The sequence below is a fragment of the Flavobacterium sp. genome (assembly GCF_043760115.1).
GTDB lineage: Bacteria > Bacteroidota > Bacteroidia > Flavobacteriales > Flavobacteriaceae > Flavobacterium.
This window is the reverse complement of record NZ_JAYUPK010000143.1, coordinates 14359-37083: the sequence shown is the minus strand read 5'-3', so window position 1 is coordinate 37083 and position 22725 is coordinate 14359. Positions and strand designations below refer to the sequence as shown.

Here is a 22725-nt window from a genome sequence, read left to right as displayed (position 1 = left end):
TCATCGCGATCCATATTTTCATATTCAATTCTGTAAATTGCAGAATACATTTCGGCACGACCAACGCCATGATAACAATGTATTAAAACCGGATAATTATCTGGATTGTCCATAATTTTAAAATAAGTATCCAAGTTTTTTTGAACCGGAACTTGATCTGAACCATTATTAAAATAATTTACGCCTTTAATTTTGGCAACAGCTTCTTTTTCGGCAGTCAACTCTTTTGGAATTTCTGGATTGTTTACATCATCGCCAGTTCCAGGAAAACGCAAATCAACTATACTTTTTATTTTATATTTTTTTACGTATTCTTCTATTTCGTCTGGTGGAATTACACCACTTTTATAGACTTTTCCTTCGGTAATGGTTTCAAAATTATGATTGATGTTCATATCATAAACATACTTTCCTACTCCAACCAGAATCAAAGTAAAAACAACTAGTAAAATTTTCTTTTTAGTACTCATATTTTTTTATTTAGATGCCAATTTTTTATCAATTACACGTTGCATATAATCTTGAATAAATGCTTTGCATCGTGTAGCAAGCAATTTCATTTCATCATTTTCAGATTTTATCAAATTGATTTTTAAATCTTTATCGTTTTTATCATAAAAACCTAAAATAGTCTTTCCGTCAAAGGTACAAATATAATTTCCAGTCATAAACTGATACATATTGGAAGAATACCTAACTACAAATGGCGGAATTTCCTTATCGTTTATCAAACTTCTACCCCAACTTCTAAACGGTTTTTTATATCCAATAATATCTAAAATTGTAGGATATAAATCTATTTGCTGTGCAAAATCGTTGTTCACTCCAACATATTTTCCGCTTGGAGAATAAATCATCATTGCAACTGCACTCTTGTTCATTTCTTTAAAATATTCATCATAATAAATTAAATTTCCATGATCTCCAACAAGTACAAAAATAGTATTATTAAACCAAGATTGTGTTTTGGCTTTATTAAAAAATTGCTTTAACGAATAATCAGTATAACCTATACATTTGTGCATTTCGTTTGTACCTAAAGGAAATTTACCTTTATATTTTTCTGGAATTTGATACGGTTCATGAGAAGAAACAGAAAATAAAGTTGCCATAAAAGGTTGCTTCTTTTTACTTATTTCTTTGTTAAAATACTGCATAAATGGTTCATCCCAAATGCCCCAAACTCCATCAAAATCGGCATCGTTATTGTATTCATTTTTTCCATAATAATTGTCAATTCCTAGAATGTTTCCGTAACCTAAAAATCCCATAGAACCATTTGGCGCACCATGAAAAAACGAAGAAGAATAACCAATACTTTCTAAGGTTGAAACTAGCGATTCTGTTGGTTGTTTTGGATATGGAGAAGACGTAAAAGCATCTTTAAACGAAGGAATTCCTGCTAAAATTGACGACATTGCATGAATGGATTTGTAACCGTTTGAATACGCATTAGTATAAATCATACTGTGTTGCGCAAGCGAATCTACAAATGGTGTGTAACCTTTGTAATCCTTTATGTTCATTTGTTTGTTGAAACTTCCAAAATATTCTTTAGCGTTACTTTCTAATATTAAAATTACAATATTTGGCTTGGTTTCTGGGTTGTTATTATATTTTTTTATAGGTTTTACAAGTGAATTTATTGTTGCTTCATCAACCAAATTTATCTTCTTAAAACTATTGCTAAACATAGTTCTAATTAAGGCAAATGGTGTGTTTAAAACCAAATCGGCTTGCGACGGATTTTGAACATATCGACTTGCATCCAATAAATTAATTGGTCGTGTACTTTTCTTAAAATCGCCACGAATTCCGCCCACAATTAATGTTGCGATTACTAAAAATCCGATTATAGAAAATCCAAAATATTTTACCGTTGGCGCATGATGTATAAAATTGGTTTTGAATTTTTTGTATAAATAAACCCAAACAAATGCCAATAGAAAATACAATAAGAAAACGTGCCAGTAATTGAGAACAAAATTTAAAAACAACAATCCTTTATTACTTTCATGTTCTAATGAATCTACTGCGGCAATTGTAGATCTACCAAAATTATATCGGTAGTAAATAAAATCTACAAAATTAGTAGCATAACCAATAAGATTTGGAATAAAATAAAGATAAAAAAGTATTTTTTGATAGGTAATTTTGGTATTTACAACCAACGGAAAAATTGAAAAAACTATAAAAAGTGCATTCAAATATAAAATTGCCGTGGTGTCAAATACCAATCCGTGATAATACAATTTAAAGAAATGGGATATTCCATCAATTTCTATTAAATCTGAATTGTATAAAAAGAACAATAATCTGGCAATAAAATAAAAAATATAAGCCAATAAAATTCTGTAAGCAAGAACTTTATACTCATCAAATCTATGAATTTTTTTCATTTATAAATTGGTAATTTAAGATACAAAATTACATTTTTAAGAATTATAAATATTAAATTTTAAATAAATATTGTGAATGATTATTTTATTAATTAATTTGCGTAAAATTTACTTACAATGACCTCAATTTCTAGACTTTTTGATTTTGCTTACCATCAATTAGAAAAATATAATATTCCAGATGCTTTAGTTACTAAACAAAATGGCGAATGGAAAAAAACTTCAACGCAAGAATATGTAAATCAAGCCAATACCATTTCTCGTGCTCTGTTGCGTATGGGAATTCAAAAAAATGATAAAATTGCTATAATTTCTTCTAATAACAGAACCGAATGGCACATTATGGATGTTGGTATTTTACAAACTGGCGCACAAAATGTACCCATTTATCCAACAATTTCTGAAACTGATTATGAATATATTTTAAATCATTCAGAAGCAATTTACTGTTTTGTATCTGATGATGAAGTACTTAGAAAATTAAATTTGATAAAACATAATGTTCCAAATTTAAAAGAAGTTTTTAGTTTTAATGAAATTACAGGTTGTAAAAATTGGAGTGAACTTTTAGAATTAGGAAAAGATACTAGCAATCAAGATGTTGTTGAAGACCGAAAAAATAATGTAAAACCACTTGATTTAGCCACAATAATTTACACATCTGGAACTACAGGAAAACCCAAAGGTGTAATGCTTTCGCACAATAATATTGTTTCTAATGTTTTAGATTCTGCCAACAGAATTCCGTTTGATGCAGGAAAAAGTCGTGCCTTGAGTTTTTTACCTATTTGCCATATTTACGAGCGAATGGTAACTTATATTTATCAATATTTTGGTTGTTCTATTTATTTTGGAGAATCTATAGAAAAAATTTCAGATAATGTAAAAGAAGTGCAACCAACTGTTATGACTGGTGTACCAAGATTAATTGAAAAAGTATACGACAAAATAATTGCCAAAGGAAGTGAGTTAACTGGAATAAAAAAGAAATTATTCTTTTGGGCTGTAGAATTAGGATTAAAATATGAACCTTATGGCGTAAATGGTTTTTGGTATGAATTGCAATTGAAAGTTGCCAGAAAATTAATTTTTAGCAAATGGAAAGCAGGTTTGGGCGGAAAACTAGATTTAATTGTAAACGGAAGCGCAGCGTTGCAACCAAGATTGGCTAGAATATTTGCAGCAGCGGAAATTCCAGTTATGGAAGGTTATGGATTGAGTGAAACATCGCCAGTAATATCTGTAAACGACCAACGAAATGGCGGTTTTAAAGTTGGAACTACAGGAAGAATTATTGATAATGTAGAAGTGAAAATTGCTGCCGATGGCGAAATTCTGTGTAAAGGTCCAAATGTAATGATGGGTTATTTTAAAGACGAAGCGCAAACTAAAGAAGTTATTGTTGATGGTTATTTTCATACTGGAGATATTGGCGAGGTAGATGCCAACGGATTTTTAAAAATTACCGATAGAAAAAAAGAAATGTTTAAAACCAGCGGTGGAAAATATATTGCGCCACAATTGCTAGAAAATACTATGAAACAATCGCGTTTTATAGAGCAAATTATGGTTATTGGCGACGGACAAAAAATGCCAGCAGCTTTTATACAACCCAGTTTTGATTTTATAAAAGAATGGGCAAAATTGCACAATTTAGACATTGGCACAACCAACGAAGAAATTATTTCTAACATAAAAGTTATTGAAAGAATTCAACTTGAAGTGGATACCTTAAACGAAAAATTTGGTAATTGGGAAAAAATAAAACGCTTTGAACTAACTCCAGATTTATGGACAATTCCTGCAGGTCACCTTACGCCTACTATGAAATTGAAACGTAAAATTGTTATGGAGAAATATATTAATTTGTTCCATAAGATTTATGATGTGGTTTAAATTAGTTTTTAGCCGTTAAGGCACTAAGTTGCTAAGTTTTTTTAAAACTTCTCAAAGTGATTACTGATTAATTGTGTAGATTCAGGTGTATTTTACTGTGAGATTTTAAATTTGATATTTCTTGTAGAATTGTTCTGTTATGTAGAAAACGGTGTCTATGAAATATAAATTATTTTGAAATGTAAGTACATTTTCATCGTGTAAATCTTCAAGAATAATACCCAACTGTGGATTATAATAATCGTTATTTTTTTTATTGAGAAATCCATTTTCATATAGAAACTTTTTTACAATTTCTAAATCAGTAGTAGTATCTAATTTTATAAAGTCTTGTTCTACAACAGCATATAAAACGTTTTCTATTTCATAAAATCCAATTAACTCATAAGAAGTATCTGGAAAGAAAAAGTTATTTAGAAGTAAATTATTTAGATAATCTTCCCAAGTTTCATAGTAAATTGCGTCATTAAGCTTTATAACCTTAAATGCATCAAGAAGATATACTTTTTGTTCTGCACCAGATGAAACAAATGAATTAATATCAATTGATGTAACCCAAAATTTATTTTTAATACAAAATTCTTTTATAAGCGTTGCTTCTTCAAGTTTGATTTGCTTACTTTCTTTAAATTCTTTGCTTGTCTTCTTGCCTCTTCTAAGGTAATTGGCAATCTTTTGGACAGCATCTCCATTCCTAACTTGGCTCTTTCCTGAAATGATATTTTGTAGTTCATGTTTCATAACGTTTGTTAGACAAATGTATGGAATTTAATTTTATTTGTTAGCATGCTGATTTTAAAGTGTTTAATTTTTATTTTTAAAAATACAACCCAATAAATGATGTAAAATGATGAAAATACAAACCAATAAATGGTGTAAAATGATGAAAATACAGACCGATGAACAAGTTGATTATTGAAAAATACAATAATAGTGTAGCTGAAATTGAAGTTGTAAACACTTAACTTGGCTCTTTCCTGAAATGATATTTTGTAGTTCCTATTTCATAGAATTTGTTAGACAAATGTATGGAAATTAATTTTATTTGTTAGCATGCTGATTTTTAAGTGGTTATTTTATATTTTTAAAAAAACAAATTAATAATGTGATTGAAATTGAAAAATATATATCATTCAAACCTTTTTAAAATTTTAATAGATTTTTTTATAAATGTAATCCAAAGTAATAAACATCTTAATGAAGCAATTTTACAAAAAATAACTGAAATTATGAAAGAGTGTATTTAATTTCTTTAACAACCTTTGTAATGTTATGGAAATGGTTTCATAATTTAAAATTTTATAAAATGAAAAAGATAATTTTGTTATTTACATTAGTAGTTACTTCTGTATTTTTTAATTCTTGTAATAGTGATTCTTCTTCTAAAAGTTATCCTTACAATGTAAGAATGACAGATGCACCTGCACCTTATGATGAAGTAAACATCGATTTACAAGCCGTTGAAATAAGTGGTAACAATGGTGAAACAGTTTTACTAAGTACCACAGCTGGTATTTATAACTTATTAGATTTAAGCAATGGATTATCAACTTTAATAGCTACAAGTGTATTAAATGATTCGAAAGTAGGACAAATTCGATTAATACTTGGTTCAGACAATACAGTAGTTATTGATGGAGTAAGTTATCCACTTAGTACACCTAGTGCTGAGCAAAGTGGTTTAAAACTACTTGTTAATCAAACTCTTGAAGCCGATATTCAAAATGAAATTTTAATAGATTTTGATGCCAATGCTTCAATTATTCAAACAGGTAATGGTTCTTACAAACTTAAACCAGTTTTAAGAACTATTGTTACGGCAATAACTGGAAATATTAAAGGTAATATCACACCAATAGGAGAATTAGCAATAGTAAGTGCAACATCGTCTACAGGTATTGTATATTCGAGTAATGTAAATGCACAAGGTCAGTTTCAAATTTCTGGACTTTCACCAGGAACTTATTCTTTCACAATAACTCCTTCTTTACCATTTTTGCCTGTTACTCAATTAAATGTTGTTGTAACTGCAGGTTCATCAACCAATGTAGGAACTATTGCGTTTTAAATTAATAAACGAAAATTAATATAATCCGTCATTAAAATATTTTTAAATGACGGATTTTTTTTTAAAATCTTTAAATTTATTTTATGATTATAAAACGTAGAACAATCTAAAATAGAATTTTATAACATAAAAATTACAAAAAAAAATCAATAAATTAAAGTCTGAATAGCACTAGCAAAATTTACTATTAAACTTTCTTCTTGTTTTTTGAGGTTGTTACTTTCTTGAGCCAAATAACTTGTGCTTTTGCCATTTCTAATGTAATTGGTGGCTGCTTGGATAGCTGTTCCAACTTAACTTGGCTCTTTCCTGAAATGATATTTTGTAGTTCATGTTTCATAGAATTTGTTAGACAAATGTATGGAATTTTATTTTTATTTGTTATGTAGCTGATTTTTAATTAAAGATATTATATAGGAATTACACAATCTTTACCAAACCAATCCTCAGCTTTTGAGATAATAGAATCGCTAGGATTATGATAAAAAACGGCAAGATTTTCTTTAGATCTTGTACAACAAACATAAAATATTTTTTGTGTTCTTTCAAGCACGCTTGCTTTGTCTCTTCTGTTTGTAAAGAGGTATTCAAAATTATAATCATTCCAATTACCATTATCAAGTACAACTAAAACATTATCAAATTCATCTCCTTTAACCTTATGCTGAGTTGAAAAAGGAGTTTTGCCTTCCAGATAATTATATAAATCTTGAAATTCTTTATATTTAATATCTTTTACTCTATTGTATACATATTCATTTTCAGTTTTAAATTTCTCTAGATTATAATCTATTAAACATATTTTTAATTCATGTGCAAGGTTGATAATATCTTCAATAGATTTATTTCCAACATTGGTTAGTTTTTGAATGCTTTGACTTAATATTTTTTTATGTATTACTCTTGTGATTTTGTACTCTGTATGCTTAATAAAATCATTAATAAAATTATTTTGATATAGAAAGATATTAGTTTGAATTTTGAAAAGATGTTTAATTAATTTATCTCTTTTTGAACCTTTTTTACTTTCTTCTTCTGCATCTTGTTTTTTATCATCAATTAAGGAATCTTTATCTAAGTATATCTTTCGAACTTCTGAGAAAGATTTATTTTTAAGTTTATTATACAATTCTAAATTTTGAATATTAGCAAGAATTACATCTTTCTTTAATTTACGATCTCTAGTTTTTAATTCAAATTTATTTACAACTATGTCAAAAGTGTCATCGAATCCAATTTCAATTTCAGGAATGCCTTTTTCTCTATTTTCTTTTATTCTTTTTAAAATATCTCTTTTTAATCCAACAATTGGATCTTTATCGTAAATATCCATAAGGTTTCTAAAGCCAGCTTTACCAGCTATTAAATTATGTGTTAAATTTAACTCTTTAGTTTCTTTAGGATTTGAAAAATGCCATTTATATTCTTTTTTTAAATAGTCTTTAACTTTTTGTACATCTTCATCTTTCGAATGTATAAATATAACTTTTCCAGATTTGACTTGCCCATCTTCTTGCATATTAGGAGCGTTCAAGTCATTTGATGGTTCTTGAACTATTCCGTCAGTTCTTAACCTGTTAGCCAGATCAATAACAAGTTTGGGGTTTCTTCTATTTTGAACTTTAATTACCTCTTTAAGCAAGTCTTTATCTAAATATTTTTTTAGATTACCGATACCATCATCATAAATCGATTGCATTGCATCACCAAAAAAACCAATGATATTTTTCTTTTCACTTACAGTGAAATATTCTAGAAAAATCTCGACCACAGCTTGATGAGAATCTTGGTATTCATCTATAAAAATAAATTTGAATTTATCCTTTACAATATCACATAGTAATTTATAATTCTTAAACATTCTATTGGCAACAATAAGTAACTCATCGTGTGAAATAATTCCTTTTAATAATTGGGTTCTTTGGTAAGAATAATTTATTACGTCAACATTATCATAAAAATTTGATTCTACTTTAGCATCATCAATAAGCTTAATTTTATCTATGTCATTATCATTAATCAATTCAATTAAAACTTTTTTTAGTTCTTTTTGATAGTTTTTAATGTTATCCCATAAAAAATCGTGTATCGTTGTAACTTTTAAATTGTCATGATTTACTCTTTCTTCAATTTGTTTTACAGCTGCATTTGTATAAGTCATACATGCAACTTTTGTAGTTGGATATTCTGCAATAACTTTTCTTATTACTTGGACTAATGAATATGTTTTACCACTTCCTGCACCACCACTTAAAAGGAAATTTTCTCCTTTTCGTATGTATTCCATTATTTGTTGGAATTCATCAAGTTTTTCTGTTGATTCTAATTTTCTTTCAACCATAATAATCCTTCTTTTATATATGCAGGAATCTGCCAATCATTATAATCATTGTATGAACTCAAAAATAAAATATCTACAGCAAATGTTCCTTTACTTTCTATACAATTTAATGCTAAATCATAAGCATCAAATGAATCATCATAAAAAAATTTAACATTTTTTAATCCTCTAAATTTTGACCTATTTGACTTTATAAAATCAATATTTTCTTGAATGTTAAAAAAGGCATCTTCAAAACTTCTTGCATGATAATGGTTTAAACTTGTTTGATATACAATTTGTAAATATCCGATTTCACTTACTTTCCATTGTTTATCTTCTTTAAGAAATCTTTTTTTATTAAATTCAGTTATTTTTTTAGTTTCAAAATCTGTATCCTTAAAAAAATAATTTAAAGTTGGACTTGAGCTTTTTTCACCATCATTTACTCTACATGATAAAAAAGCTTTTCTAATTTTACCATTACTAGAAACTTTATTAGAACCATCTTTATTTTTCACAAAATCATATTTTACTGAATCCAAATCAGTTATAACTAAAGATTTCATACCAATAAAATTTATGAATCGTTCAAAAATATTTACATAATTACCCACTTCTACAATTGAAATATTTTGTGATAATAATTTATTTTCTTGAAATTCATTATCAATTTTTTTCATCATTGCTGGCAACAAAATTCTTTCTGTGTCACCTTCAATAAAAATTGTTTTATCTGTAAAAAACAATTCAGCTCTATTAAGTGTCAGGTATTGCTTAAGAAATCTATAGTTTTGTTCTTCTCCATTTTCATTATATTCTTTTTCTAAATCTTTTAAGTTCATAGAGATTACCGAGTACTCATTTTGCTTTTTTAGATATTTTATATCCTCAAATTTACTTTCAGCCACAATATGAGAGGAATGTGTAGAAATTATATATTGTAATTCTCTCTTTATAATAATATCCTTTTTCTCATCATTTTTTATTTTTTTTTCAATTCCTGCTTTTAGCAATTTTTTTATATTTTTAATGAAAACATATTGCATTTGTGGATGAGTATGCGCTTCTGGTTCCTCAATAAAAAGTAGATTAATATTCGAAGGTTTTTCTTCTCTGCTTTTTTTGAAATCTTCAACTTGAATTTTAATATCAAATATTAAACTAATCAAGTTCATATAACCTAAACCATTATAATGTTCTGGAAGTTTGTCATTATCACTACCATGTATATACATTACAGTGGTATTACCCTCAAGTAGTTCTCGATCTTGTAATGTTGAAAATATTTGAATATTAGTTTCTTCTTTTTTTAAACCGCCAAATTCTCTGATATCATTAATAACACTTTCAAAAATATCATCATAGATTTTTGTTAAAACTCTATCAGTATTTGAGAGCTCATCCTTAAATTTTTCGATTTTTTCATCCTGTAATTCGTTGGTTTCCTCTTTCTTATAAATTTCAGATGTTTGTTTAGACAAAGTTTTATCCTTTTCATTATTATTAACATCTCGCTTTGCTTTTATAAATTTAAAATTTATAATTTCTGAAAAATTCTCTTTGCCTACTATAGTTTTTTCAATTATACAATTATTATCATTATCCCAATCTAATGGACCTTTATAAATTTTGAAATAGTCTAAAAAGTATTTTTTTAAAAACTCGTTAAATCCATATGGAATATATTTTTTTTCATCTTCATTTTCATTGTCTTTTTTTTCTTTTGGTTTAGATTCCTCTAATGAAATTTGTTTAATTTGTACTTTTGATTGTTCTTTTATCCTAAAAGCTATAAAATCCTTTCTAAAATTTTTATACCTTTCATAATTTATAACAAAATCAAAACCTAGAACAACTATATTATTTTCGGGTTCTAGATTCATCATTACATTACTTACATTAGATAAATCATCATTTTCATCATATTGAATTACTAATCTTAACTTGATTCCTAGATTCTTTCCTAATAAATCAAACTCATCTTCGTTTTCTTCAAAATCATTCTCAATCAATTTTTTTAACTCGCTTTTAAATTTTAAATTAAAATCTTCAGAAGTAAATTTACTTTTTTCAGAATTAATGAATTTATCTAATATTGCTAAAATTGATGTTTTACCACTATTGTTTTTACCAATTACTAAAGAAAGTTCTTCTTCCAAATCTAATTGAAAATTCCTTAATAGTCTAAAATTTTGAATTTGTATTGAATTTATTTTCATTTTTTTAATTTAATATATTTAATTTTAAGAATGTTTTAAAAATCTTAAATATTAGATTTAACCATATTAATCAATATGATATTATTTATTTAACTTTTTATTCTCCAAATCTAAAACCAAAAAAAACAACTATTTTACGGAAAACCGTAAAACCTAAAAATAAATAATTATTAATTATGTAAAAGTTGAAATTTTAGTTGTTTTATAGTTTTAAATCGTAAATAATTATTTCTTCAAATCTAATAAAATAAATACTACAAACACTACGTAATTCTACGTGATTTTTATTCCACTTTCAAACAAAAATACCTAACAGGTTAAAAAAAACCTGTTAGGAAATGTATAAAAATTATTCACCGCAAATAATACAATATCAATAAACTAAAGTCTGTATAGCATTAGCAGGAATTTCAATTGTAGCATTTAAATTATTTACATTTAAGTTGTAGGTAACTTTTTGCTTGCTAGTATTCATTACTATTGTAACCATTTTTCCGTTGGTGTTTAAAAAAGTAGTGCTCAACAATTGGCTTCTGCTTACTGATGTGCTTATACGTTTGGCTTTTGGTGCTATAAATTTAGAAAAATGACCAATGTAATAATAACTTGGCGTGTAAATTAATTCGTTGGTTGTGGTATTGGCGTGTATTGGTGCAAAACAAAAATTGCCTACATGATTTGGTCCACCATTATGGTCTAGTAGAATATTCCAATCCGTCCAACCTACTGTTCCATTATTAAAATCGTTAATCATAGATTTTCCATAACGTTCGCCATTTGCCCACAATTGGTATTTACTGGCGTCAAATTTTTCTACACAACCTTCTGTAAATAATAAATTTTTAGTTGGATAGTCTTCGTTTACTTTTTTCACATTTTCATACATTGGATTTCCGCCTGTCCAAGTTTCATACCAATGAAAACCAATTCCCCAAGCATATTTAGCAGCTTCTGGATCAGAAAAAATTACATCTGCTCTGTTGTTTATTAAATCTCTATTATGATCCCAAACTATAATTTTTTTGTCGCCCAGTTTTTCTTTTGCCATTGTTGGTCCAAGATAATTCTTTAAAAAATCGCGTTCCTCTTCTGGTTCATAAATACAAGATTCCCAACGTTGCTTTGCCTTTGGCTCATTCTGAATAGAAATTCCCCAAATAGGAATTCCAATTTTTTCATATTCTTTAATAAATTTAGTGTAATACGTTGCCCAAGATTGGTAATATTCTGGCAATAAAAAACCACCGTTCAACACATTTTTATTACTTTTCATAAATGCTGGTGGACTCCATGGACTTGCATAAGTTGTAACCGAATTACTAGCCAATTTTAAAGCGCTTTTAATCATTGGAATTTTAAATTGTAAATCGTGCGCAATAGAAAATGTTTTTAAATTTTTATCATCATCAGATACATAATTATAACTTTCACTACTAAAATCGCAACTGGCTATGTTGGTTCTAATTAATGAATATCCAATTCCTTTTTCTTTGTCGTAATAAGCATTTAACAATTCATCTTGCTTGTCTTTGGATAATTTATAAAAAACTTCGGCACTTGCATCTGTAATTGCTCCACCAATTCCTAGAAAGGTTTGATGTGTTTTTTTAGGATTTACAAATACATAAATTTCATTTTCTACAGGATTTTTGGCTTTTTCAAATACTAAATTTGCAGAATTTGATAATCGCAAATTGGTACTATCAGCAGAAGTATACACTTTTATGGTTGTGAATTTTAATGTATTTTTTTTTGTCTGAGCAAATGATGTGACTACTAAAAATACTATTGCAATTGTACTGTAAATTTTCATAAATGATTATTTAGATTATTTTATAATTAGTAAATATAGTATTTATCAGATATATATTTGGATTAAACCATAATTTAAAAATATCAAGAATAAAAAATTGAAATAGTTGATTTTATTTTATTTTTATAGTCGATTTTTGCATCATAAATTTCTACTATAAAATGAAAAGAACGCTTAGTTTAGTTATATTATTTTTATCAAATACAGTACTTTTTTCTCAATCTACAGAAGGATATTGGGATAATATCAGAACTACAACTGAAACAATTACTTTGCGTGCAGGCGAGAAAAAATTTATTAAAACTGCCGATTTTCCTACTGGTACAACAGAAGTTGTATACCGAATTACACTTCTAGACGACAATCAAAAATTATCTTCTAGTTTGGTTTCGGTTTTAAAAGCCATTCCAGATCCAACAGGAATTAGTCAAGGTACAGCTGGAGCAGTTTTTTTACTTTCTACTATTTCTGGAGATGATAAATGTAAATATTCGATATATACATCTAATAGTGATGCTGAAAATTATATAAAAACAAACAAAACTACAAATGCTTGCTTTGTTCAAAACACTTCAATTAATAAAGAAGCCAAATTAATTGCTTCCAATTCTGATTGTTTATCATCAAAAACTCAAAATTTATTTTTTGCATTTGAAAGTGATAATTATCTTTTAAAACAGAAAATTATTATTGAAGTTGTGCCTTGGATAAATAAAAAACTCAGTCGTGGATGGAATTCAGACAATAAAAAAGAAATTGTAAACTTGACTAAAACGTTTAAGGTTTATTCTAAAATAACAAAGAAAGAACAATTTTCTAGCGATTTTATGGAACAAATTACTCAAAAATATACTTATAAAGAATACTCGAATCTGTTAGCTGAAGAAAAAAAGTTATTAAACGAATTGTTTACAGAACAAAGTTTGAAAAAAACTGGCGAAATAAATATGTACTACGATTTGTTTAGAGAAGCTTCTGCAAATGCATTTAAGAACGAAAATTTAGAAAAAGCATTTACTATTATTCAAACAGAAATTATTGATAAAAATAGAGCAAAAGCATTGGATTATGCTACTATTGGAGCTTATTATTTAATTTCTAAACAATTTGACAAAGCAGAAAAATCATTTTTAAAAGGAATAGCATTAGATGCAAGTGAAACTATTTTACAATTGCAATTGGCACATTTATATTTATTCACAGACAAGGTAACCGAAGCAAAAGAACTTCATAAAAAATATAAAAATCAAAATATTTCGGCAAAGATAAGTTGGATTGAACAAACCAAAACCGACTTCGAATTGTTTAAAAAATATAAATTATCAGAAACAAATTTTAAAAAAATACTTAGAATTTTAGAATAAATTAAATCTAAATCTCAAAAATTGAAAGCAACTTATCACAACTATATTTTAAATTTTAAACAAGCATCTGGAACTTCTAGAGGTGTTTTAAATGTGAAAGAAACTTGGTTTATTATCATAGAAAATAATGGTAAAAAAGGCATTGGAGAATGTGGAATTTTGAGAGGTTTAAGTTGCGACGACAGACCAGATTATGAAGAGAAATTAAACTGGACTTGTAAGAATATAAATTTAGGAAAAGACACGCTTTGGGAAATGCTTTTAGAATTTCCATCGATACAATTTGGAGTAGAAATGGCGTTTTTATCTTTAGCATCGAAAACACCATTTTTATTGTTTGAATCTGATTTTACAACTGGTAAAAAAAGTATCTTAATTAATGGTTTGGTTTGGATGGGAAATGAGTCCTTTATGAAGCAACAAATTGAAGAAAAATTAGCACAAGGATTCAAATGCATTAAACTTAAAATTGGCGCTATAGATTTTCAAAAAGAACTGGATTTATTGCACTTTATAAGACAAAATTTTAACGAAGAAACAATACAAATTAGAGTTGATGCTAATGGTGCTTTTAGTTCAAATGAAGCTTTAAATAAAATTAAACAACTAACTGGTTATAAATTACATAGTATAGAACAACCAATACAAAAAAACAATACTGACAGTATGGCAGAGTTGTGTAAAAACACTACAATTGACATAGCATTGGATGAAGAGTTAATTGGTGTATTTTCTATTGAAGAGAAAGAAGCTTTACTACTTAAAATTAAGCCACAATACATCATTTTAAAGCCAAGTTTTGTTGGTGGATTTCGTGGTACAAAAGAATGGATTTTACTGGCGAAAAAACACAAAATTGGATGGTGGATTACCTCAGCATTAGAAAGCAATATTGGATTAAATGCTATAGCACAATTTACCTATTTACAACAAAATTCTATGCCTCAAGGATTAGGAACTGGAGCATTATATACCAATAATTTTGAATGTCCATTAGAAGTTTTAGATGGAAAATTATGGTACAATGATACTAAAAAATGGGAGTTTGATTTTGAAAAATTCCTACAATAAAAACTGTTTTAAAATCTTAATTTTTCAAGATTTCTTTGGTACTAATTGACGAAACTTTATTGTCTTTATTTACAATAATTTTAAGTTCTCTATTGTAATATTTCTTTTGATATTGTATGTCATATCTAAAAATAAAATCGCCAGTTTCGTTGTCTTGAATTATTTCTAACAAGGTTAAATTTATAAATTTTCCGTTTCTAGAATTTATCTTTTGACAGGTTTTAGTAATTTTATCTACGGTTGCATTTTTAATAACACTTTCTGTTGCTTCTTGCGAATTGAAACTTTTAAATCTAGATGTATTACAAGTTTCTAAAAGTCGCGTTCCTAATTCGTAAGCTCTATTTTTTTTAATTACTGTTACATTTGCAGCAGTTATTGGAACAAATCTTTTGTATTCTATTACTTCCGTTTTTATTTCTACAGTCTTGTTTGGAATTGTATTTGGAGTTTTACTTTTACAAGAAACTATAATAAATAAAAGTAAAAAAATTGAAATCTTTTTCATTTGTCTTTTTGTTTTATTTAAAACATTTCAATTGCTTATTTATTGCATTTAAAACGTTAAAGTCCGCTATCAATCTTTAATAATAAATTAGGATTTGGGCAATTGGAAAGATAAAAATCTAGATTATTTTTGGAACAAACGCCAGGATAATCTCCGTTAAAATCTTGAATGTTATTTATAATTTGAAAATGTAAATGTGGTGCATAATCTCCATTAACATCATTATTACCTAATGTTGCCAGAGTTTGTCCTTTATTAAATTCGTCTCCAATTGATAAATTTTCAATACTATCAATAGATAAATGTCCATATAAAGTATAAAAAAATACATCTTCAAAAGTATGTTTTAAAATTATTGTTGGTCCATAATTTCCTAATCCTAAATTATAATTAAAACTGTGTACTACTCCATCCAACGCAGCTAACACCTTTGTTCCAGTAGCAATCCATAAATCTAAACCAATATGAATGTTTCGTTCTTCGGTTTCATCATCATTAAAAATTGTACTTCTTTTGTATAAATTGCGCTCTTCATTATATCCACCAAAAGCTACTTTGGCATTATTTTTCATTAAATGATTTTCTATTATTTTTTCAAATTCTGATGCATCATTAAATTCCAATTTAAAATTAGAAACAGATAAATCTAAAGCAACATAATTGCTATAACTAACTGAATTATCAATAACATAAACGTCATTACATTTTACCAAAAAATCTTCTAACTTATTCATAATCAATATTTTTGTTGTTTTAAAACAAAAAAGTCAAAGAATAAACTTTGACTTCTTATACAATTTTATACTATTAATATAAACTTTTATACTTTAAAGGATTAACTTCGCTCATAATTGCATATACTTTTTCGTAAATATCTTCTACTGATGGTTTAGAAAAATAATCTCCATCTGTACCATAAGCAGGACGATGTGCTTTGGCAGCAAGCGTTTGTGGCGCACTATCAAGATGTTTGTATCCATTTTGAACTTCAATAATTTGTTGCAAAATGTAGGCACTTGCTCCACCAGGAACATCTTCGTCAATAATTAAAAGTCGGTTGGTTTTTGCAATACTTTTTACACTATCATGATTAACATCAAATGGTAAAAGTGACTGAATATCAATAATTTCGCAATCAATTCCAATTTCTAAAAGTTCTTTTGCAGCTTGCTCTACCAATCTCAAAGTAGAACCATAAGAAACCAAAGTAATATCTTTTCCTTCTTTTATAGTTTCTACAACACCAATTGGCGTTGTAAATTCACCAAGATTTATTGGCATTTTTTCTTTTAAACGGTAACCATTTAAACATTCAATTACCAATGCTGGTTCGTCTGTTTTTAGCAAAGTATTATAAAATCCTGCGGCTTTTGTCATATTTCTAGGAACCAAAACATGAATACCACGAATGGCATTTATTATCATTCCCATTGGCGAACCAGAATGCCAAATTCCTTCTAATCTGTGACCACGAGTTCTAATAATTAATGGTGCTTTTTGTCTTCCTGCGGTTCTAAATTGCAATGTTGCCAAGTCATCACTCATTATTTGAATGGCATAAAGTAAATAATCTAAATATTGAATTTCGGCAATTGGGCGCAAACCACGCATTGCCATTCCTATTCCTTGACCTAAAATTGAAGCTTCACGAATACCAACATCAGCAACACGAAGTTCGCCATATTTTTCTTGCATTCCTTCCAATCCTTGATTTACATCACCAATATTTCCTGCATCTTCACCAAAAATTAAACTTTCTGGATATTTGGTAAAAATAGCATCAAAATTATCTCTTAAAACCAATCTAGCATCAACATCTTCGGCAGTTTCATCATAAGTTGGATTTACTTCTGCAACTGAAAAAACAGTAGCATTAGATTGAGAAAATAAATGAGAACTAAATTTTGGTTGAATTTTATTAGTATAATCAATAATCCATTTAGAAAGTAATTCTTTACTACTTTCAGCAACAATCATTCTTAAAACTTTTCTTGCTGTAGTTAAAATATCTTTGCGAATTGGTTCTTTAATTGAACTCAAATCAGCACTAATTTTTTCAGTAAAAACTTTATTTTCACTTTGTATTGCTATCGAATTTAATAATTCTACAAGCTCATTTCTTTCTTCTTTGGTAGGATTTGTAAAGGATTGCCAAGCAGTTTTTTTACCTTCAAGAACCTCTTTTTTAGCTTTATTATCAATTTCGTCTAATTCATCTGTTGATGCTAAATTATTTTCAATTAACCAATTACGCATTTGAGTTAAACAATCAAACTGAGTTTCCCAAGCAAGACGTTCTGCATTTTTATATCGTTCATGACTTCCAGAAGTGGAATGTCCTTGTGGTTGCGTTAACTCTACAACATGAATTAAAACTGGAACATGTTCTTCTCTTGCAATTGCTGCAGCTTTTTCATAAGTAGAAACTAAAGTAGGATAATCCCAACCGTTTACAGTGAAAATTTCAAAACCTTCATTTTCTTCGTCACGTTGAAAACCTTTTAAAATTTCGGATATATTTTCTTTAGTTGTTTGATGTTTTGCATGAACTGAAATTCCGTATTCATCATCCCAAACGCTCATTACCATTGGCACTTGTAGTACTCCAGCAGCATTTATCGTTTCAAAAAATAAACCTTCAGATGTAGAAGCATTTCCAATTGTTCCCCAAGCAATTTCGTTTCCGTTTATAGAAAAATTAGTTTTATCTTCAAGACCTTTTACCTGTCTAAAAATTTTGGAAGCTTGAGCCAAACCCAATAATCTAGGCATTTGACCTGCAGTTGGAGAAATATCTGCGCTTGAATTTTTTTGATCCGTTAGGTATTTCCAGTTTCCTTTTTCGTCTAGTGAATGGGTTGCAAAATGTCCGCCCATTTGTCGTCCAGCACTCATTGGATCAAAATTTAAATCGGTGTGACCATACAAACCTGCAAAAAATTGTTCAATTGATAAAGCGCCAATTGCCATCATAAAAGTTTGATCGCGGTAATAACCAGAACGAAAATCTCCATTTTTAAACGCTTTGGCTAATGCTAGTTGTGGAATTTCTTTACCATCGCCAAAAATTCCGAATTTTGCTTTTCCTGTAAGTACTTCGCGTCTTCCAAGCAAGCTACATTCTCTACTTATTGTGGCAATTTTATAATCGTTTAAAACTTCGGTTTTAAAATCTTCAAAAGTAATTTCGACTTTGTTTTGTGTTTCTGTCATGTTGTTTTAACCTTAATTTACAAATTTAATTAAAATTTGTTGTGGAATAAAATTTTAGTTCCCAAAAGTAAATTTTTAGCCCTGATGCAAAGGAAAAACCTTTTTTTTTAAAAAGTTTTGGGAAGGCAGCAGGAATAGGGTTGATAGAAATAGACCAAGCAAATGTGCTACTGATAGCTACAAGCCAAGTTATACAAATTATTTTAAAACCATTTACGAGTAAATAAACTAATCAAGGTATTTGGGCTAAAAGCTACAATAAATCTTATTTTTTCGGAATAATTGGGTTGTGCAATTTCCCAACCATTGTTGGAGTAAACTGGAAAATAGAGCTCAAAATAATCGGTAACTAAGTTTAGACGAATTCCACTATCATAAGCAAAAAATTCTTTGGTGTTTTTACTTTTTATTATACCTACATCGCCATAAATTTCTATCCAATTCCACACATTAAAACTTCCGTTTGCTGTGGTAATGAACTGACTTGCAGATGCATTTTTAAGTTTAGATTTAAATCCGCCTTCGGCAATGATGTATTGTTGGCTAAAAATTCCTGTACTTTCTGACCTGCCAAGATAATTGTAGTCAAAAAGATAATCTGTTGGTCTGTCTAGGGCAAAATTAAAATAATCGGAATTGGAATTATTATACAGAAAATATCCTGCATACAAGCGAAGATTTACTTGTCTGTTGTCATTAAAAAGTCTTCTAAAATTAAAATCTCCAGCTATTTTTCCGAAATTAGAACTCAATTGCAAATCGGTTGAATAGCCAAATGTTTTAGTAATTTCTGTAGTATAATTGGAATATCTTGCATTGAAAACAGAATAATTACCTTCAAAAGTATTTTTAACAATTTGACTTTTTTCTCTGTTTACATATACTTGACGCATCAATAAATTACGTTTATGATTGTCGCGGTAATCGTTTTCTCTAAATCTAAAAATTACATACGGATTTACCTTTTGATAATTCGCATCTTGAGCATATCTAAAAGTATTTCCGCTAAAACCATATCTAATATTGAACAAATTAGAATTTCTATTGTATTGATTTACAACAAATGAAAACGATCCAGAAAGTGAATTGGATTTTAAAGAATAGGACGGAATTATATCAAAAGTAAATGGTTTATCGAGTAACGTTTTATTGTGAAAACTCATTCCAGGAATAAATCCGTCGTACAAATTGTAACCCAAAGTTGGTACATATAAAATTTGATTATAATTAGGATCTTCAAGGTCTTTTAAAAAATTAAATTTTATTGGTTTGTTGCTAATCTTGAACGATTTTAACGATTTCCAGTTGTTTCTTCGATTGAATTCTGGCACTTCATTTTGATAATTTATCACAATTTTATCAGCATTAAATCGTTCAAATTTATAAATGCTATCTTTTTTAACTTCATCAATCCATTTTTTAAAAACTATTTTTTTATTTTTAATTCCGTAAACTGCTATTGGAACAAGAACGTCTGTTTTATTTTTTAATGAAAACGAAATACTGTCTTTAGTTTTAGAAAACGTATTGAATTTATAATCTATTATGTCTCTAGAATTTACAATTTTTGTAAAAAACCAATCGATATTTTTAGTAGATTTAGATTTTACAATACTTTCAAATTTGGCTGCATTTGTTTCATTTTTAGATGCATAAGCAACAAAATCGATAATACTATTATTTAAATTATCTTCGCCAATATAGCTTGCCAAATACTTAAAACTTAATCCAGCTTTATATTTAGATGCAATTTTTTCGTTAAACTTTATAAAAGTATTTTTAGAATCTCCAACAGGTTGATCGAGATTTTTTCTAGCCATTAACATATAATAATAACTATATTGTTCGTTAAAATCTAGCGTAACTAAATTGTAACTTTTTACCAATTTAAGTTTGGCAATACTTCCCATCATTTTTGCATCAGGATAAAATTCGTCCATATATTTCATCATATAATAGACTTGAATAGCATCAAAAATCCAATTGTCTTTTCGTGAATCTAGTTGCAAAGTGTTTTTTAAATAATTGTTTAAAAATGTCTTTAAAAATTTTAATTCAAATACATAATCGTCTTGAAAAGGTCTAATAAATGATGGCAATTGATTTAAACCATAAAATGGATTTTGCTCATAATCAGTTTGAGAAACTACTATTTTGGGTAAATTATATTCGCCTAAATTAGTTGTAACATAACTAACAATTTTATCTATTATAATGGCTTTTTGGATATCGCTAATTTTATTTTCTTGAAGATTTGTTGTAACATCTAAAGTAGCATTTTTAAAGCTAGAAAAAGTATTTTTTTTAGCAATAAACAATGAAGAATTCATAATTTTCTTGCCAGAATAATTAGAAGTGGAAGTAGTAAGATTTTGAAAAACTAAATCAGAATTTACATTAAATTCTGGTGGAACTATTACAGATAAATCAATATCAGTCAATGCATTAACAACGTCATCAAGGTTTAAATTACTATATTGAATAAAAGCACCGTTTTCATAACGTGATGGAGTTAAAAACCAATTTTTTATAGCAACTTCATCTAGTAAATTATAACCATATTTGGTAAATTTATTATTTGGAATTTTTAAAGTGTATGATAAATTTATAGTCGTTTTTTGATTGGGTAAAAGAGCATTGTTTAATTGTAAATCAACTAAATCTGGATGATTTTCTGGTCGTTTCCAATCCATAGCATTATTTGAAGCATCTACAATTGAATTTATAGTTGTATTTCCTCTTTCTTTACTTGTTGCTATGTGAAAACTACGAACAAATTCATCAGAAAAACGTTTGCCTAAAGGTGTGTTTTTATCTGAATAGGCGTTATTCCAATCGTTTAAAATAATAGATTTTAAAGTATCTGACGATTGATTGTAATAGATTAATTCTTGAGAAACAGTTATGGTTTTGGCATCATTATTATACTCAACAACCAACTTAGATTGATGTTGAGCAGTAATAAAAAATGAAACTAATAGAAAAACTATTAGGTATAAGTAACGAAAGCTGGTTTTCAATGTATTTCTTTTTCAGTGGCTAATATATAGATTTACGCAGAAAATTAGCTTAAAGTTTTAATAAATAAAAAAGGTTCAAGAAAACTGAACCTTTAAAGTGTTTAGAAATTTGGACTTAAATTGTATTTTTTATAGAAATTATCTAAAGCTTCTACCACTTCATCTTCGGTATCTACAATTTTTATTAGGTTTAAATCTTCAATATTTGCGTTATGTTCTTCGGCAATCATTACGTTTTTAACCCAATCCATAAGTCCAGACCAATAATGTGAACCAACCAAAATAATAGGAAATTTTCCAATTTTTTTTGTTTGAATAAGTGTAATTGCTTCGAACATTTCGTCAAGTGTTCCAAAACCACCAGGCATAACAACAAATCCTTGTGAATATTTGATAAACATTACTTTACGAACAAAAAAGTAATCGAAATTTAGGTTTTTATCTTTGTCAATATATGGATTATAGTGTTGTTCAAATGGTAATTCGATGTTTAAACCTACCGAAGTTCCGCCACCAGAATGTGCACCTTTATTTCCGGCTTCCATAATTCCTGGTCCACCACCAGTTATAACTCCATAACCAGCTTTACTGATTTTGAATGCAATTTTTTCCGCCAGTAAATAATATTTATTGTCTGGTTTTGTTCTTGCCGAACCAAAAATGGAAACACAAGGTCCAATTCTTGCCATAGTTTCGTAACCGTTTACGAATTCTGACATGATTTTGAAAATTGCCCACGAGTCGTTACTTCGTATTTCGTTCCAAGTTTTTTGTTGTAATTTATCTTTTATTAAATCATCTTCGTTTGCAAATTCTTCAAATTTCATATTA

At 27.9% G+C, this 22725-nt stretch carries 16 protein-coding genes; 4 read left to right on the top strand and 12 right to left on the bottom strand.

The window, feature by feature from the left end:
* Both ACH2BC_RS12515 and ACH2BC_RS12510 read right to left on the bottom strand, forming a co-directional pair.
* Nucleotides 1-470: dual specificity protein phosphatase family protein (locus ACH2BC_RS12515; RefSeq protein ID WP_395054340.1), on the bottom strand; the 470-nt coding region annotated here is incomplete at its 3' end.
* 6 nt (nucleotides 471-476) lie between these two features.
* Nucleotides 477-2399, bottom strand: coding sequence for an LTA synthase family protein (locus ACH2BC_RS12510; protein ID WP_395054339.1), 1923 nt, complete (start codon nucleotides 2397-2399; stop codon nucleotides 477-479).
* 117 nt (nucleotides 2400-2516) lie between these two features.
* Here ACH2BC_RS12510 and ACH2BC_RS12505 point away from each other — a divergent pair, with 117 nt between their 5' ends.
* Entirely contained in the window at nucleotides 2517-4295 is a 1779-nt protein-coding gene (locus tag ACH2BC_RS12505; RefSeq protein ID WP_395054338.1) for an AMP-dependent synthetase/ligase, read from the top strand.
* 105 nt (nucleotides 4296-4400) lie between these two features.
* On the opposite strand, the gene ACH2BC_RS12500 is transcribed toward ACH2BC_RS12505, so the two are convergent.
* Nucleotides 4401-5036: a hypothetical protein gene (locus ACH2BC_RS12500; protein WP_395054337.1), complete on the bottom strand. Its 636-nt coding sequence runs from the start codon at nucleotides 5034-5036 to the stop codon at nucleotides 4401-4403.
* A gap of 565 nt (nucleotides 5037-5601) precedes the next feature.
* Between ACH2BC_RS12500 and ACH2BC_RS12495 the strand changes: the two genes are divergently transcribed.
* A complete protein-coding gene (locus tag ACH2BC_RS12495; RefSeq protein WP_395054336.1) occupies nucleotides 5602-6363 on the top strand; it encodes a DUF4382 domain-containing protein in 762 nt (253 codons plus the stop codon).
* A gap of 187 nt (nucleotides 6364-6550) precedes the next feature.
* Here the strand turns inward: ACH2BC_RS12495 and ACH2BC_RS12490 are convergent, their stop codons facing one another.
* The 4 genes from ACH2BC_RS12490 to ACH2BC_RS12475 form a co-directional block, all read right to left on the bottom strand.
* Complete coding sequence (locus ACH2BC_RS12490) at nucleotides 6551-6703, bottom strand: hypothetical protein (RefSeq protein ID WP_395054335.1); 153 nt, start codon at nucleotides 6701-6703, stop codon at nucleotides 6551-6553.
* A 69-nt stretch (nucleotides 6704-6772) separates the two neighbouring features.
* Nucleotides 6773-8704, bottom strand: a complete 1932-nt coding sequence (locus ACH2BC_RS12485; protein ID WP_395054334.1) for a UvrD-helicase domain-containing protein — start codon at nucleotides 8702-8704, stop codon at nucleotides 6773-6775.
* On the bottom strand, nucleotides 8686-10905 hold the full coding sequence (locus ACH2BC_RS12480) for an AAA family ATPase (protein WP_395054333.1): 2220 nt from the start codon (nucleotides 10903-10905) through the stop codon (nucleotides 8686-8688). Before ACH2BC_RS12480 ends, ACH2BC_RS12485 begins: the two co-directional genes overlap by 19 nt.
* A 373-nt stretch (nucleotides 10906-11278) precedes the next feature.
* On the bottom strand, nucleotides 11279-12718 hold the full coding sequence (locus tag ACH2BC_RS12475) for a glycoside hydrolase family 30 beta sandwich domain-containing protein (protein WP_395054332.1): 1440 nt from the start codon (nucleotides 12716-12718) through the stop codon (nucleotides 11279-11281).
* Nucleotides 12719-12879: 161 nt separating this feature from the next.
* On the opposite strand from ACH2BC_RS12475, the gene ACH2BC_RS12470 reads away from it, so the two are divergent.
* Nucleotides 12880-14082: a tetratricopeptide repeat protein gene (locus tag ACH2BC_RS12470; protein ID WP_395054331.1), complete on the top strand. Its 1203-nt coding sequence runs from the start codon at nucleotides 12880-12882 to the stop codon at nucleotides 14080-14082.
* A gap of 21 nt (nucleotides 14083-14103) precedes the next feature.
* Nucleotides 14104-15153, top strand: coding sequence for an o-succinylbenzoate synthase (locus tag ACH2BC_RS12465; protein WP_395054330.1), 1050 nt, complete (start codon nucleotides 14104-14106; stop codon nucleotides 15151-15153).
* Nucleotides 15154-15169: 16 nt separating this feature from the next.
* Here ACH2BC_RS12465 and ACH2BC_RS12460 read toward each other — a convergent pair whose 3' ends face one another.
* From ACH2BC_RS12460 to ACH2BC_RS12440, 5 genes are all read right to left on the bottom strand, one after another.
* Nucleotides 15170-15661, bottom strand: a complete 492-nt coding sequence (locus ACH2BC_RS12460) for a hypothetical protein (RefSeq protein ID WP_395054329.1) — start codon at nucleotides 15659-15661, stop codon at nucleotides 15170-15172.
* A gap of 56 nt (nucleotides 15662-15717) precedes the next feature.
* Complete coding sequence (locus ACH2BC_RS12455; protein ID WP_395054328.1) at nucleotides 15718-16395, bottom strand: peptidoglycan DD-metalloendopeptidase family protein; 678 nt, start codon at nucleotides 16393-16395, stop codon at nucleotides 15718-15720.
* 73 nt (nucleotides 16396-16468) lie between these two features.
* On the bottom strand, nucleotides 16469-18874 hold the full coding sequence (locus ACH2BC_RS12450; protein ID WP_395054327.1) for a thiamine pyrophosphate-dependent enzyme: 2406 nt from the start codon (nucleotides 18872-18874) through the stop codon (nucleotides 16469-16471).
* Between the two features lie 203 nt (nucleotides 18875-19077).
* Nucleotides 19078-21894, bottom strand: coding sequence for an aminopeptidase (locus tag ACH2BC_RS12445; RefSeq protein ID WP_395054326.1), 2817 nt, complete (start codon nucleotides 21892-21894; stop codon nucleotides 19078-19080).
* A 101-nt stretch (nucleotides 21895-21995) separates the two neighbouring features.
* Nucleotides 21996-22721: a TIGR00730 family Rossman fold protein gene (locus ACH2BC_RS12440; RefSeq protein WP_395054325.1), complete on the bottom strand. Its 726-nt coding sequence runs from the start codon at nucleotides 22719-22721 to the stop codon at nucleotides 21996-21998.
* Nucleotides 22722-22725 lie beyond the last annotated feature (4 nt).